11 protein-coding genes, 1 tRNA gene and 1 pseudogene are annotated in these 12,472 nt (G+C 46.7%); 7 read left to right on the forward strand and 6 right to left on the reverse strand.

The features are described from left to right. Nucleotides 1-72: 72 nt before the first annotated feature. The 5 genes and pseudogenes from OGY37_RS15675 to OGY37_RS15695 form a co-directional block, all read left to right on the forward strand. Nucleotides 73-411: pseudogene (locus tag OGY37_RS15675) on the forward strand (fimbrial adhesin EcpD family protein); the annotation flags it as partial. Next, on the forward strand, nucleotides 408-1,103 hold the full coding sequence (locus OGY37_RS15680) for a fimbrial biogenesis chaperone (protein ID WP_286621190.1): 696 nt from the start codon (nucleotides 408-410) through the stop codon (nucleotides 1,101-1,103). The pseudogene OGY37_RS15675 and the gene OGY37_RS15680, both read left to right, overlap by 4 nt. Before the next feature lie 516 nt (nucleotides 1,104-1,619). Continuing rightward, complete coding sequence (locus tag OGY37_RS15685; protein ID WP_286621192.1) at nucleotides 1,620-3,068, forward strand: EAL domain-containing protein; 1,449 nt, start codon at nucleotides 1,620-1,622, stop codon at nucleotides 3,066-3,068. Nucleotides 3,069-3,333: 265 nt separating this feature from the next. Next, nucleotides 3,334-3,798 (forward strand): methyltransferase family protein, encoded by a 465-nt coding sequence (locus OGY37_RS15690; RefSeq protein ID WP_126319142.1) that lies wholly within the window; start codon nucleotides 3,334-3,336, stop codon nucleotides 3,796-3,798. A gap of 165 nt (nucleotides 3,799-3,963) precedes the next feature. After that, nucleotides 3,964-4,039, forward strand: a tRNA-Thr gene (locus OGY37_RS15695). Nucleotides 4,040-4,248: 209 nt separating this feature from the next. On the opposite strand, the gene OGY37_RS15700 is transcribed toward OGY37_RS15695, so the two are convergent. The 4 genes from OGY37_RS15700 to OGY37_RS15715 form a co-directional block, all read right to left on the reverse strand. Then, nucleotides 4,249-5,430, reverse strand: a complete 1,182-nt coding sequence (locus OGY37_RS15700) for a MalY/PatB family protein (protein ID WP_286621194.1) — start codon at nucleotides 5,428-5,430, stop codon at nucleotides 4,249-4,251. A 12-nt stretch (nucleotides 5,431-5,442) separates the two neighbouring features. After that, nucleotides 5,443-6,894, reverse strand: a complete 1,452-nt coding sequence (gene nhaC / locus OGY37_RS15705; protein ID WP_181509423.1) for a Na+/H+ antiporter NhaC — start codon at nucleotides 6,892-6,894, stop codon at nucleotides 5,443-5,445. A gap of 153 nt (nucleotides 6,895-7,047) precedes the next feature. Then, nucleotides 7,048-8,052, reverse strand: coding sequence for a LacI family DNA-binding transcriptional regulator (locus OGY37_RS15710; protein ID WP_008783828.1), 1,005 nt, complete (start codon nucleotides 8,050-8,052; stop codon nucleotides 7,048-7,050). 167 nt (nucleotides 8,053-8,219) lie between these two features. Next, a complete protein-coding gene (locus tag OGY37_RS15715) occupies nucleotides 8,220-8,669 on the reverse strand; it encodes a GNAT family N-acetyltransferase (RefSeq protein ID WP_174785083.1) in 450 nt (149 codons plus the stop codon). Nucleotides 8,670-8,793: 124 nt separating this feature from the next. Between OGY37_RS15715 and pdxR the strand changes: the two genes are divergently transcribed. Together pdxR and OGY37_RS15725 are read left to right on the forward strand one after the other, a co-directional pair. Continuing rightward, entirely contained in the window at nucleotides 8,794-10,263 is a 1,470-nt protein-coding gene (pdxR, locus tag OGY37_RS15720) for a MocR-like pyridoxine biosynthesis transcription factor PdxR (RefSeq protein ID WP_286621195.1), read from the forward strand. A gap of 192 nt (nucleotides 10,264-10,455) precedes the next feature. Further along, complete coding sequence (locus tag OGY37_RS15725) at nucleotides 10,456-11,169, forward strand: GNAT family N-acetyltransferase (RefSeq protein ID WP_286546169.1); 714 nt, start codon at nucleotides 10,456-10,458, stop codon at nucleotides 11,167-11,169. A gap of 52 nt (nucleotides 11,170-11,221) precedes the next feature. Here the strand turns inward: OGY37_RS15725 and cbdX are convergent, their stop codons facing one another. Further along, the gene (gene cbdX, locus OGY37_RS15730; protein ID WP_003830863.1) at nucleotides 11,222-11,311 is read right to left on the reverse strand and encodes a cytochrome bd-II oxidase subunit CbdX; all 90 of its coding nucleotides are present in this window, start codon (nucleotides 11,309-11,311) and stop codon (nucleotides 11,222-11,224) included. A 13-nt stretch (nucleotides 11,312-11,324) separates the two neighbouring features. Further along, on the reverse strand, nucleotides 11,325-12,461 hold the full coding sequence (gene appB / locus OGY37_RS15735; protein ID WP_286621197.1) for a cytochrome d ubiquinol oxidase subunit II: 1,137 nt from the start codon (nucleotides 12,459-12,461) through the stop codon (nucleotides 11,325-11,327). Nucleotides 12,462-12,472 lie beyond the last annotated feature (11 nt).

A 12,472-nucleotide genomic window follows, 5' to 3' on the forward strand; every position in this document is an offset into this window, starting at 1 on the left:
GAACAGATGTCACCGACAGAATATGAAAACCAGTATTATCAACGGCTCGGAAGTGTCTAGATTATCCGTGGCGATTCAGTGCCTTATTGCCTGTTCACCTCTACGCAAGGTGGGTTAGCTGTCCCAATTCCCGCCTTTCTTCAGTACAACAGTCAGTCGGGTGGCGTGGTACAGAAACGAAATAGCTGTAGTGAAGCGGCGATCAGCATGAGAGATGCGCAATGGCAACAGACGCCCTGGGACGCAAATAATACAGATGATGGAAGCTACTTTGCGACTGATTTAAAATTGCTTTTCCCAATGAATGATTCGCGTTCGATGTTGACCGTTTCTGGTGCGGATTGGGAAGGTGTTGTCAGTGCCAGCGGAGAGATAAAAGTGACGGCGAATTGGGTGGGAGTGACGCCATGAGCCACTGTCGTTTGGCGCTAAGATGGATATTGGTCTTGCTTTCCGGGCTGACGGTGTTCTCTGCTCAGGCCGTCTACCTGGAGTCGACTATTTATGAGATGCCATCGGATAAATCATTTATCAGTAAAAGAATCTATAACGATAGCCAGAAACAGAACGTGTACAGTATTAGCGCAATTAAAATAGATAAACCGGGACCGGGAGGTGAAAACAGAAGTGCTATTGCCGAAGGCGAACTTTTGTTTACTCCGCTCAGTTTTTCACTGGCACCGCAGGCAAGTGAGTTTTTTAAGATTTTCTATCGTGGCCCGCAGGATGATAAAGAACGCTATTACCGAATACTGTTTCGTGAAATGCCGATAACGCTGTTTACCGAACGTAATCTAGGGAAAGGCGGACAGGCTCTCCCGGTGATCGCTATGGATACCATATTGGTCGTTCGTCCGAGGAAAATGAACCTGGCCTACACCATTGATGAGATAAACGGGACGTTGAAAAACACAGGGAATACTTTTTTCAAAATTATCGTACACCAGGGGTGTCACTCAACTGATGATGAAGCCACCATGCGTTATGTGTTACCGGGGGAAACCTGGCATAGTAGTGAGTTGAAAACAAAAAACCGGAAATTTATCGTAGCGTTACAGAAATATTTACCCGTGGGTCATGGTTGCTCAAAAATTAATCATTAGAGGTGTTGGGTCTGAGCCAATATGCCCAGATTATATATTGGACCTATACTGTCACTAGCTTTATAAAACGTAGCATTAAGTTTAGAGTCGATGAAACAATATGTCGTGCATATTGCCGGAATGTTTATGAATACAAGATCTACGACATCCTCTCTTAGTTTGTCGGTCAGCATAAACTACGTTAATATGTCATTCTGTTAGTCATTGTAGTTATATGTTTTGTAAATTTTGTATTTATAGTTTTTTGTTTTGTAATGAAGTGAAAGTGAGTAAAGGGATTTGTACTGATTAAGAAATGGAGTTTTTTCTTTTTCAATTATTAAATGGAACTTACGATGTGATGGGAATACTCATATGGATAACTGTGATTATAAATTCTAAATTTACGTGATATGGCTTATGGATAAATTTATATCACGAACCGCCTTGTGATTATTGGAGGTCGAAGGTGTTGTATATTCTCTCGTGAATAGAGCGAGGGACCTGCTATGCCATAAATTTAAGTTGGTGATAACTATGAATACGAAAAAAATTTTTCTTCTCAGTTATGATACTTTCCTTTTTTCAGGATTAAAAGCATGGTTACCAAATCTGGTATTGATCGATGCACGGACATTTATTTCTGGCACGCAGTCAGTTATGTCACGATATCCGTCCTGCTTGCTGGTGATCGATAACCGGTTGCCATTATTATTGGTCAAAAAATGGCTTCAGAGAAACAGTACACAGTTCATCAACATACACTGTATTGTTCTGCGGATGTGCGAAACCCTGCCAGTTAATCGGGGATATGAAGAATATTCCTTTATCAATGGGGGGGAATTGTCGGAGCAGTTGATCGCTCAATTAAAAGAGAGTTTATTGGCACCTAACAAAGTTGTGGAAGTCAATAAAGATTCACCGATGTTTACTTTTAACTTGACTGAATTTGAAGAAGAAATGCTGTATTCATCATTCACAAAAGAAAAACTGCATGATTTCTGTATTGCTAATTCGCTAACAATTAAGTCAGTGTATCGATATCGGGATAAAATTACTGCTCGCCTCGGCTTTTCCAATTTTAATGAAACTGTTATCTTTTTAACCCGAAATAATTTATTAAATGAAGGTTCTATAATCAATAATAATGTGAATGGGGATGCGGTTTACACTGACGCATATGATGTTTCGGATACTAGTAGACTGAGTATGGCAATAAGGAATGAGGAAATCATTCCTTATTTTCAGCCCATCGTGAATATCAGGAGCGACGTTTGTGGAGTTGAGGTATTGGCTCGTTGGCCACAGGGACATAACTATGCTATTTCTCAGCGAGAGTTTATTCCATTGGCTGAAAAAAGTGGTTTAATCAATGAGTTAACTAGCTATTTAATGACCGCTGTTGCGCGCAATCTGGTCTCTGGAGGCGCGAGTATTAATAAAACTCTGTTCGTTTCTTTTAATGTCAGTCCGTCAGGTTTAAATAATCCTGTATTCTATTGGGAATGCCTTAATTTTATGGAGATAACGCAAGGTCTTCCGATAAAATTGATGATAGAGATAACAGAGAACCAGACGTTCACGATTACTCCTGCAATCAAAGAACTTATTCGCTCGTTGCGAAATAAAGGTGTTTTGTTCGCTTTGGATGATTTTGGTACTGGATACGCTAATCTCTGCTATCTCAATGAGTTAGACCTGGATGTAATCAAAATTGATAAAAGCTTCATTAAGGAAATTAAAGAGGTTGATCAATATATCCCTATGCTCGAGTCAATTACTCACCTTTCAGGACTTCTGGGGTTACGTACGGTGGCAGAGGGTGTTGAAAATGACTATCAGCAACAATGGCTGGGAAAAAATAATGTTGACTATCTGCAGGGGTATCAGTTTCTACCCCCAGTGACATTTAATGATTTTATCCGGTATTACCAGCAGTCAGTAGATTTGTTTGAATCAGCGTCGGATTCACCTTTATCTACGTAATTCCTTTTTGACACGGTTATTACATATGAAGGGTAAAACCTTTAAACGAGTATGTGCTCTGAGCTGACATAGCCTGCAGCATGATTTTTTCCTGAACACCAGGGGCAGACGCCTATGGTATGGGCGTCTTTGCATCGCTGCCTGTCTGTCTGATTAAGTAAAAAGTCCTATAGTGAGGTGTGCACCGTTTGTTTATGTATCTTAAACGGGGTATTTATAGTGATATCAGCGTTAATCAAACAGGTACTGAGGTTTGCCCGTAGCCATGCGTCCTTTTCTGACAAAATTAAGAGTCTGGCTTCCACCACCTCTCATCCTGTTATTATTCCTCATCGCGGATGCGTTGACGGCGATACCGCGTTTCACATTTGGCGCGGTGACTATCGTGATAAGTGCATTGTTGGCTAGCGTCAGTCTGGCGATGATACTGCATACCGCGTGGCAGATGCGGAAGAAACGTACGACGCTAAACCCACTGCATGCAGAGAAATCGACCACGCTTGTTACTGACGGATGTTACGCCTGGAGCCGCAATCCAATCTATCTTGGAATGAGTGGACTTCAGTTAGCTTTTGCTCTTTACGTCGGTAGCTTGATTGGAATATTGGCTGCACCGCTGTTTATGCTGGTGGTTGCCAGATTACATATTGATTTTGAAGAGGAACAACTACGAAAACATTTCGGGCCGGAATGGATACGCTATGAGCAGCGTGTTCGCCGCTGGTTATAGAATTCCCTTGCCGCGTACCAGGAAGCCTGTGACGACACGATTTGTGCGTAATTGAATGCGGATGATGCAAAAATAGGCGTTTGATTCGCAAGGCCATTGACGCATCGCCCGGTTAGTTTTAACCTTCTACCCCGTGTTCACATTCGTGGGCATGTCCTTATCAGGGCCGATATAGCTCAGTTGGTAGAGCAGCGCATTCGTAATGCGAAGGTCGTAGGTTCGACTCCTATTATCGGCACCATTTCAAACTCTTCCCAGGTCTACCGAAATCGATGCAAACCCCGTTTACTGCGGTTTTCAGCTCGCATATTATTTTCCGGGTAACCTGCACCACGTTCTCCGCATCGCCATTCTTGGTTGGTAGTTCAGAGCCCGTTAATCAGGCCTCGTCGAAATGGCTGATAATATCGAGCGGCCCTGTGCCAGGGCCGATTCGTTTACTGAGCAGATTCAGCAGGATGTAAATGCAATACGCTTTAAGCCCTCTACCGCTTTTTCGAGGTAGGCGCGTGGACATCCCATGTTCAGGCGGATAAAACCATTTCCAGCAGGACCAAAGCCATTTCCCATTGAAGGCGCAATACCGGCAACATCAAGCATTACCCATTTGAGCTGCTCATCATCCAGTCCAAGCGCTTTGCAATCTATCCACAGTAGATACGTTGCCTGGGAAGGAACAACCCGAGCCCATGGGAGATATTCATCAATTTGTTGAATAAACCAGCGTCGATTTTCAGCCAGATAGCCAAGTAACTCGTCTAACCATGGCGCACCATGTTGCCATGCAGCCATACTCGCCTCGACGGATAGTGCATTGAATACATCCAGTCCATGCGCATCCAGACGGCGTAAAAAGTGTTCACGCAATGCCGGTGCCGGTATCAGAAAATTAGCAATACGCAATGTCGACAAACCAAACGTTTTACTGGCTGAAGTAGCTGAAATTACACGCGAATGCCAGCGTTCTCCCAGATGCAGAACTGAAGTAAATTGTTCTCCAGGAAGCAATAAATCTGCCCATATCTCATCAGACAGCAACGTCACATCATAGGTCTCGCATAGCGTAAGTAGCTGTTCCAGTTCTGGTGCAGTCCAACAACGACCGGTTGGATTATGCGGATTACATAAAATCATCAACGGCGGACGTTCAGTCCGGAATAACATTTCCAGGTGAGCAAAATCCATTTGATAACCGGTAGCCGGGTCCTCATTCAACGGATTTTCCAGCAGCTGTCTGCCGTTCAGAGAGATAATTTTAGCGAATGAACCATAATAAGGCCCCTGAACGACCACGCCTTCACCTGGTTGACTCAGCATTTGTACGAGTAGCGATAATCCCGGAACAACACCTTCAATACTGCAGATCCACTCTTGCTTGATTTCCAGCTGATGCCGGGTTGAGAGCCATGAGATTAATGAATCAAAGTAGCTTTGTGGCCGTTCGCTGTAACCAAAAATACCGTGCCCGACGCGGTGAGTTAACGCCTCCTGAACAGCGGGTGGGCAAGTAAAGTCAAAATCAGACACCCACATTGGCAACAGTTGATGTGTATCCTCGCCGAAATATCGCGCCATAAAGTCCCATTTCAGTGAGGCGGTATCGTGGCGATCGATAATCTTATTAAAATCCATAGCATGCTCTCCCTATTCTGTTGCCGTAATATTTTTTTCTGTTTCTGTCACTGATGGCGCCTTCGCAATACCGATTCCCGTGAAACCGTAAATCAAGGCGAAGAAGATTGCGGCATAGCACTGAATCGCCCATGGCAATAAATCCAGCGTGCTCACTCCTAATGTCGTGGCCATATAAACTCCGGCGGCGGTCCACGGCAACAACGGCTCGATGACGGTGCCAGCGTCTTCAATGGTGCGGGACAGATTTTTGGTATCCAGTCCCATACGACGGTATGCGTCTTTAAACAATTCAGCTGGAACCAGAAGAGCCAGCTTGCCGTCGCTTGTCGCTCCGGTCACCAGAAGGGTGGTACCAATGGTTGCCGCAATTAACTGACCGACACTGTGAATGACCGTCAGTAAGCGGTTAATGATAATGTTGAGTGCGCCCGTTAACGTTAAGGCACCGGCAAAAGAGAATGCGCAAAATACCAGAAGGATAGTGCTCATCATTGAGAACATTCCGCCACGGTTTAGCAGGCGCGGAACATCAGCAATAATGCCCTCACTCCCTTGCGGGAACATAGTAATGTTGAACCCGTCTATAAAGGCATCCAGTCCCTGCTTGATGCTGAGTCCTTGCATGACAACGCCCAGAATCAGGGCTAATACGCATGCACTCAGCATTAAAGGAATGACCGGCTTTTTACGAATCGCGCCCCACAACACAATAACCGGCGGCAAAATCAGAATGATATTGAAGTGGTATAGCGACTCCAGAGCGTTGACAATATCGGTAACCCGTTGTGGCGTGGCGACCTCGCCGAGCATATTGCTGTGGCCGGCAATAAGATAAACCACGGCGGCAAGCAGAAAGCTGGGAATAGTGGTCCACAATAAGTGCTGGATATGCTCGAAAAGGGTGGTATCTGCAACAATGGCCGCAAAGTTGGTGGAGTCTGACAGCGGCGATATCTTGTCACCGAAGTAAGCGCCAGAAACAACGGCACCTGCCGCTGCTGCCATCGAAACATCCAGTCCGGCGGCAACGCCCATCAATGCTACGCCAACCGTTCCGGCGGAACCCCAGGAGGTTCCGGTACACACCGATACGACGCTGGTCAAAAAGAAGGCGGCGATAAGAATGTATTCGGGGCTGATGAGTTTAAGTCCCCAGTACACCATGTAAGGGATGGTGCCGCTGAACATCCATGTACCAATCAGGCCGCCGACACAGATAAGAATCATGATCACCGGCATTGCTTTGGCGAGTTTATCAACTACCGAATTAATGATGTCTTCCCAGCAATACCCTTGCCACCAGGCCATGCCCGCGGCGACTGCAGCAGAACATAGCAACAAGGGCTCAATACGTAGCCCCATGATGCCGTAGCCAATAATTAGCAGCAGTAGCATGGCTAAAATAGGGATCACTGCCAGTCCAAATGAGAGTGTTTTTTTCTGATTTTGAGAGGCATTCATTCATGAATCTCCAGTCTGTAAGGTCGCTCAAGAGTAGAGAACACCCTTTTGCCTGACTGTGATCGCTCATTGGCCCTCATGTAAGCGATTACATGAAGACGTTAAACTTGAAGTCGGTCACAATTCAGGGGCTTGACGATTTACGCATTGATTTCAGAGAGAGGGGGGAAGAACAGAATCGCGGATCACTAAATCCGCAGTGAAACTATTCACGCTGGGACGCTGGGTTGCGCCCTTAAAAAGCTGTATCGCCAGCTGCGAAGCGCAGCGAGCCATGCGCTCAACGGGATAATGCATTGTTGTGAGTGCAGGGTAGAGATAGCGGGCCATCACCACATCATCGAACCCAACGATTGAAAGCTGTTGCGGAAGTGTAATTCCCTGCTGATGGAGGATGCGCATAATCCCTGCGGCCATCACATCATTGAACGTCACCGCTGCGGTGAAAGGAATACCGCAATTAAGCAGCTGATGTGCAGCGCGTTCGCCACCCTCTTCATTGAAGGGCACGCTAATCACCCAGTTTTTATCTGGCGTAATGCCATATTCAGCCAGCGCCTGGCGATAGCCTTCCAGCCGTTCACGGCGATCGATAATCGGTAAGTCACTTGTCACGCAGGCAATACAACGGTGCCCTTGTTCCAGGAGGTGTAACGTGGCTGTTTTAGCTGCTTGACTATTTTCCAGCCACACGCAGCGATTGGCCATCCCGGCAATATAGCGGTTCACGACCACCATGGCAGGAAAATGAGCGGCATATCTCAACAGTTCCTTTTCAGACAGTCTACTGGCATGGACCACAATAGCTTCACAGCCCTGGTTTATCAGAAAATCGAGTCCTGATTTTTCCATTCCTTCATCGTGGCCACCGCTGCATACCATCAGCCGAAATTGCTGCTGGCGTGATACTTCTTCCACGCCTCGGGCAAGCCTGGCAAAAAAGGGATCGGCAAGGTTGCCGGTCAATAACCCGAGCATGTCACCGCTGCGTTTCGCTAATGCAATTGCGGCGGCATTGCGATGATAGTTCAGTTCGCGCATGGCTTTTTCAACACGCTCACGCGTCACGGGTTCAACCCATGCGGTTTGATTAATAACACGTGAAACTGTTGCGGTGGACACTCCCGCTAACTCTGCAACATCCTTTATCGTTGCCATGCTGGCTCTTTACCTTTTTGATTCTTAAGAATTTGCTTATCGCTGGTTTTTTTCCTTATCTTATTCAGGTTGGGGGGATTTGTCACCGAGACATCCTCTGAGTATATCTACTCAGAGGTTTATTTTTAGTACTGAATAATTAAATACTCTCCTGAGTATTATTATCCTTACATTTGATATTCGATCATCCCGCTCTTTTTGGCCACCCAGTCATACAGACGTTGTCCACGGAGATTGGTTTCATGCGTATGCCAGTATAATCTTGACGCGTGGTGTTTTTTGGCTTGTTGTTGGACATACTCGATAAGTTGTTTACCGATGTGTTGACCGCGTACATCTTCGCTAACAAATAAATCTTCGAGATAGCAATAATTTGATTCTGCCCAGGTTGAGCGGTGAAAGAGATAATGAACCAGCCCCACTATTTTCCCATTATATTTGGCCACAGCACAATAAACAGGTTCGCTCGGGGTAAGGAAACGCTCCCACGTTAATTTTGTTACTTTATCTGGAATTATAGTGCGGTAAAATGTTTGATAGTTTATCCATAAAGGAAGCCAGCTGGCGTAGTCTTTTTGTTCTGCACTTTCAATAGTAACGGCATTCATGTTAATCATATATATCCTGATATTTTGTGCGAGTAATGTGTTAGTATGATGATACTAAGAGCTTTATAAATTCTCGTAAAGAGACACTTTCGATATATTGATAGGATCCACTTTTAGTATAAAGGTTAATACAATGAAGAAAAACAATGCGCCTTTATTTCAAGGATTTGTTTTAGGAAAAGGCGCGGTTAAGGAGCAGGTTTACCACATCCTCCGCGATCACATCCTCGAAGGGCGATTGCCGCCAGGAACAAAAATGCCGTCAACCAGGGCATTGTCCGAGATGATGTCAATTTCACGAAACTCAGCGCTCGCCGGTTATGACAGGCTATTAGATGAAGGGTATATCCTGACCCGTAAAGGGTCTGGAACATATGTCTCACATAATATTCCGGATCGGAGTATCAGCAATATCTATCCAAAGATGGCGTCGGGGGACGTCGTCTCGCCTGGTGAACAGGTTCATAGCCGAAATAATCCTGTTCGCGATTTATGGTCAAATGAGTATGAAGGGCGCGGCATGAACCGCCTATTTGCGGTTGGTGTCGGGTGTACGGATCTCTTTCCGCATGCGTTATGGGGAAAGCTACTGCAACGTGTCTGGAGACAATCCCGGCATCAACTGGGGGCTCACACTCATCCTTGCGGGTACCTTCCTTTGAGAAAAGCGGTTTGCCGCTACATTAAAACAACGCGTGGAGTGAACTGTAACGAAGATCAAATAATCATCGTAAATGGCATTCAACAGGCATTGAACATTACTGCACGAGCATTGCTGTCGGCAGGAAGTGACGTTTGGCTGGACGACCCGGGTTACAAAGGCGCCCGCGGAGCCTTCATGTCTGTTGGCGCGATGGTGAGGCCGGTACCGGTAGATAGCGAAGGAATGAACGTCCGCTATGGTATTGATCATTTTCCTGACGCTAAGCTGGCCTATGTCGTCCCGTCGGATCAATATCCATTAAGTGGAACGTTGAGTTTATCCCGACGTTTTGAGTTGCTGGAATGGGCGAAGTCGAATCAGGCCTGGATATTTGAAGATGACTATAATAGCGAGTTCCGTTATGCCGACCGTTCTTTACAAGCCCTGCAAGGATTAGATCAGAATCAACGCGTAATCTACGCCGGAACATTTTCTAAAATGATGTACCCGGAATTTCGTTTAGGTTTTTTAGTTGTCCCGCCGGGTTTACAAGAACAGATTATGGTGACGAAATATTTCTCCGATCTTGGCACCAGTTATCTTGAGCAGGCTGTGATGGCGAGTTTTATAGAGGATGGTCACTATGCCAGTCATGTGCGCCGAATTCGTAAGGCATGCTATGAAAGAAGAACTGCGCTGGTGAATGCTATTCAAGAATACCTGGCTGATAAAATGATTGTGCAGCCTTCTGACTCTGGCGTCCATATTGTGTGCTGGCTACAAAACGGATTAACCGGAAATGAAGTTGAGGAGCAAGCCAGATTACTAGGGATGGGAATACTATCACTAAGTCGTTATTACCAGAGCGATGTCTCACGACAGGGGATTTTGATTGGTTTTGCAAATCATCCGGTAGAGGCAATTGTTGATGGGATTCGCCGTTTGGCTCAGGTTATTTAAATTATAATTTATTCCGCTATTAGCATTAATGCAGTAAATACGTTTCTTTCGCTACGTGTAAAAATGCAGAGCCTGCTTTTTGTACAATTAAATAGTGTGGATCCGTTAAAAACACGCATTGTGGTTCTTTTGGGCCGCTCAGTTTGATCATACCCTGCGCTGGTTTAGTTCTGTTTTGTAAGGGGTACAGATATGCCGGGCGTCTTTAATCAATTCCAACAACCCGTAGGTATGACTTTGTCTGACTGGAAAGGCGCACCCTTTCCACAGGCTCAGCAAATTACAGGTCGCTATTGTAAGCTTGAACGCATTAACGCCAAACGCCATGCAAAAGAGTTGTATGAAGCGTACTGCGAAGCAAGCGATTGTCGTGACTGGACATATCTGGCGGTCGGACCTTTTGAAACTTTTGATGCCTTCCAGGTTTATTTAAAAAAGGCGGAAGAACAGACAGATCCGATGCATTTTGCCGTGATCGATTTAACCAGTATGAAACCTGTTGGTACGTTTGCTCTTATGCGGATTGATCCCGCAAATGGCGTGATCGAGGTTGGCCATGTTTCCTACTCCGTACGCATGAAACGTTCGCGAATCTCAACGGAAGTCATCTCATTGCTTTTAAAGTACGTTTTTGAGGATCTGGGCTATCGCCGTTTTGAATGGAAATGTGATGCCTTCAATGCGCCTTCCCGTGGGGCGGCGGAGCGCTTTGGCTTCAGTTTTGAAGGCATATTTCGTCAGGCTGTCGTCACGCGGGGTCGTAATCGAGATACCGCATGGTACTCAATCATTGACGGTGAGTACCCGACACTTCGACCAGCCTACGATCTGTGGCTCGATGAACGTAATTTCGATCACCAGGGGCGGCAGATTAGGCGCCTTGGCGAGCTGATGGAAAGGGGATAAAAAAGCTCCCCGAATAAACCGGGGAGCCAGAAAGCGTAGCGTACGCGCAGAATTATTTCTGCCGCGACTCCAGCCAGACCAGCGCCAGCGTGGAGAGTGCGCACATCAGCAGAATGCCGACAAACCAAAACAGATACCACATCTTACGGTCCTCCCTAGTAAAGTTCGTGATTGTGGCGGCGGATCGTTTCTACATTGATTCGTCCCAGCATTTTGTAATAACTCCACACGGTATAAAGCAGAACGATCGGTAGAAAAATCAGCACAATAGCCAGCATGATACTGAGCGTCATCTGGCTGGAGGTACTGTCCCACACCGTCAGGCTGGAGAGCGGATACGCGCTTGAAGGCATCACAAACGGAAACAGGGTGATTCCGGCGGTGAAGATCACGCAGGCCTGGGTCAGTGAAGCGCACAAAAATCCCCATACGGCCCGACGTTGCCCGCAGGCATAGATCGCGAGCATCGGGAAAATCATGCCAAGCAGCGGAATAATTAACAGCAGTGGTGACTGATAAAAGTGCGCCATCCACGCGCCCGGTGAGGTAGTTACCATTTTTAATAGCGGGTTGGAGGGACCATTAGGATCCTGGCTAAGCAACACATAGCCATCGATCCCCGTCCATAGCCAGTAACCGGCTAACAGAAAGCAGAGCACGACCAGCATCGCGCTGCGACGGGTAGCAGAGAGCGCGCGTTGATGAAGAATGCCGTCGGTCTTCAACTGGAGCCACACGCCCCCTTGCAGAATAACCAGCATCAGGCTTAATGCGCCGCACAGCAGGGCAAAGGGTGAGAGTAACTGCCAGAAGGTGCCCAGGTATTGCACATGAAGCTGTGGTGTGAAGATAAAAGGCACGCCCAAGAACAGGTTGCCGATCGCGACGCCGAAGATAACAGGAGGGACCAGGCTCCCGATAACCAACCCGGTGTCCCACATAGCACGCCAGCGTGCATTGGCTATTTTGCCGCGATAATCAAAGGCCAACGGGCGAAAGAAAAGGGCGCACAGCACCAGGATCATCGCCACATAAAACCCCGAAAATGCGGCGGCATAGACCCGCGGCCAGGCCGCGAATAATGCACCGCCCGCCAGAATGAGCCACACCTGGTTACCTTCCCAGTGCGCCCCGACGCTATTGATTAACACCCGACGCTCATCATCGTTACGCGCGATCAGCGGCAACAGGCAGCCGACCCCCATATCAAACCCGTCAGTGACCATAAAGGCCACCAGAATGATGCCAATCAGCAGCCACCAAATGAGCCGCAACGTTTCATAATCCAACATAATTGTCTCCT

It is taken from the genome of Citrobacter sp. Cpo030 (assembly GCF_030333005.1).
In the GTDB taxonomy this organism is placed as follows: domain Bacteria; phylum Pseudomonadota; class Gammaproteobacteria; order Enterobacterales; family Enterobacteriaceae; genus Citrobacter; species Citrobacter portucalensis.

Excerpts from the sequence above, each read along its gene's own strand:
- OGY37_RS15700 (WP_286621194.1), bottom strand. The coding sequence starts at position 5,430 with ATGGATTTTAATAAGATTATCGATCGCCACGATACCGCCTCACTGAAA.
- pdxR (WP_286621195.1), top strand. The coding sequence starts at position 8,794 with ATGAAGAAAAACAATGCGCCTTTATTTCAAGGATTTGTTTTAGGAAAA.
- cbdX (WP_003830863.1), bottom strand. The coding sequence starts at position 11,311 with ATGTGGTATCTGTTTTGGTTTGTCGGCATTCTGCTGATGTGCGCACTC.
- OGY37_RS15685 (WP_286621192.1), top strand. The coding sequence starts at position 1,620 with ATGAATACGAAAAAAATTTTTCTTCTCAGTTATGATACTTTCCTTTTT.
- OGY37_RS15715 (WP_174785083.1), bottom strand. The coding sequence starts at position 8,669 with ATGATTAACATGAATGCCGTTACTATTGAAAGTGCAGAACAAAAAGAC.
- appB (WP_286621197.1), bottom strand. The coding sequence starts at position 12,461 with ATGTTGGATTATGAAACGTTGCGGCTCATTTGGTGGCTGCTGATTGGC.
- OGY37_RS15725 (WP_286546169.1), top strand. The coding sequence starts at position 10,456 with ATGCCGGGCGTCTTTAATCAATTCCAACAACCCGTAGGTATGACTTTG.
- nhaC (WP_181509423.1), bottom strand. The coding sequence starts at position 6,894 with ATGAATGCCTCTCAAAATCAGAAAAAAACACTCTCATTTGGACTGGCA.
- OGY37_RS15690 (WP_126319142.1), top strand. The coding sequence starts at position 3,334 with ATGCGTCCTTTTCTGACAAAATTAAGAGTCTGGCTTCCACCACCTCTC.
- OGY37_RS15710 (WP_008783828.1), bottom strand. The coding sequence starts at position 8,052 with ATGGCAACGATAAAGGATGTTGCAGAGTTAGCGGGAGTGTCCACCGCA.
- OGY37_RS15680 (WP_286621190.1), top strand. The coding sequence starts at position 408 with ATGAGCCACTGTCGTTTGGCGCTAAGATGGATATTGGTCTTGCTTTCC.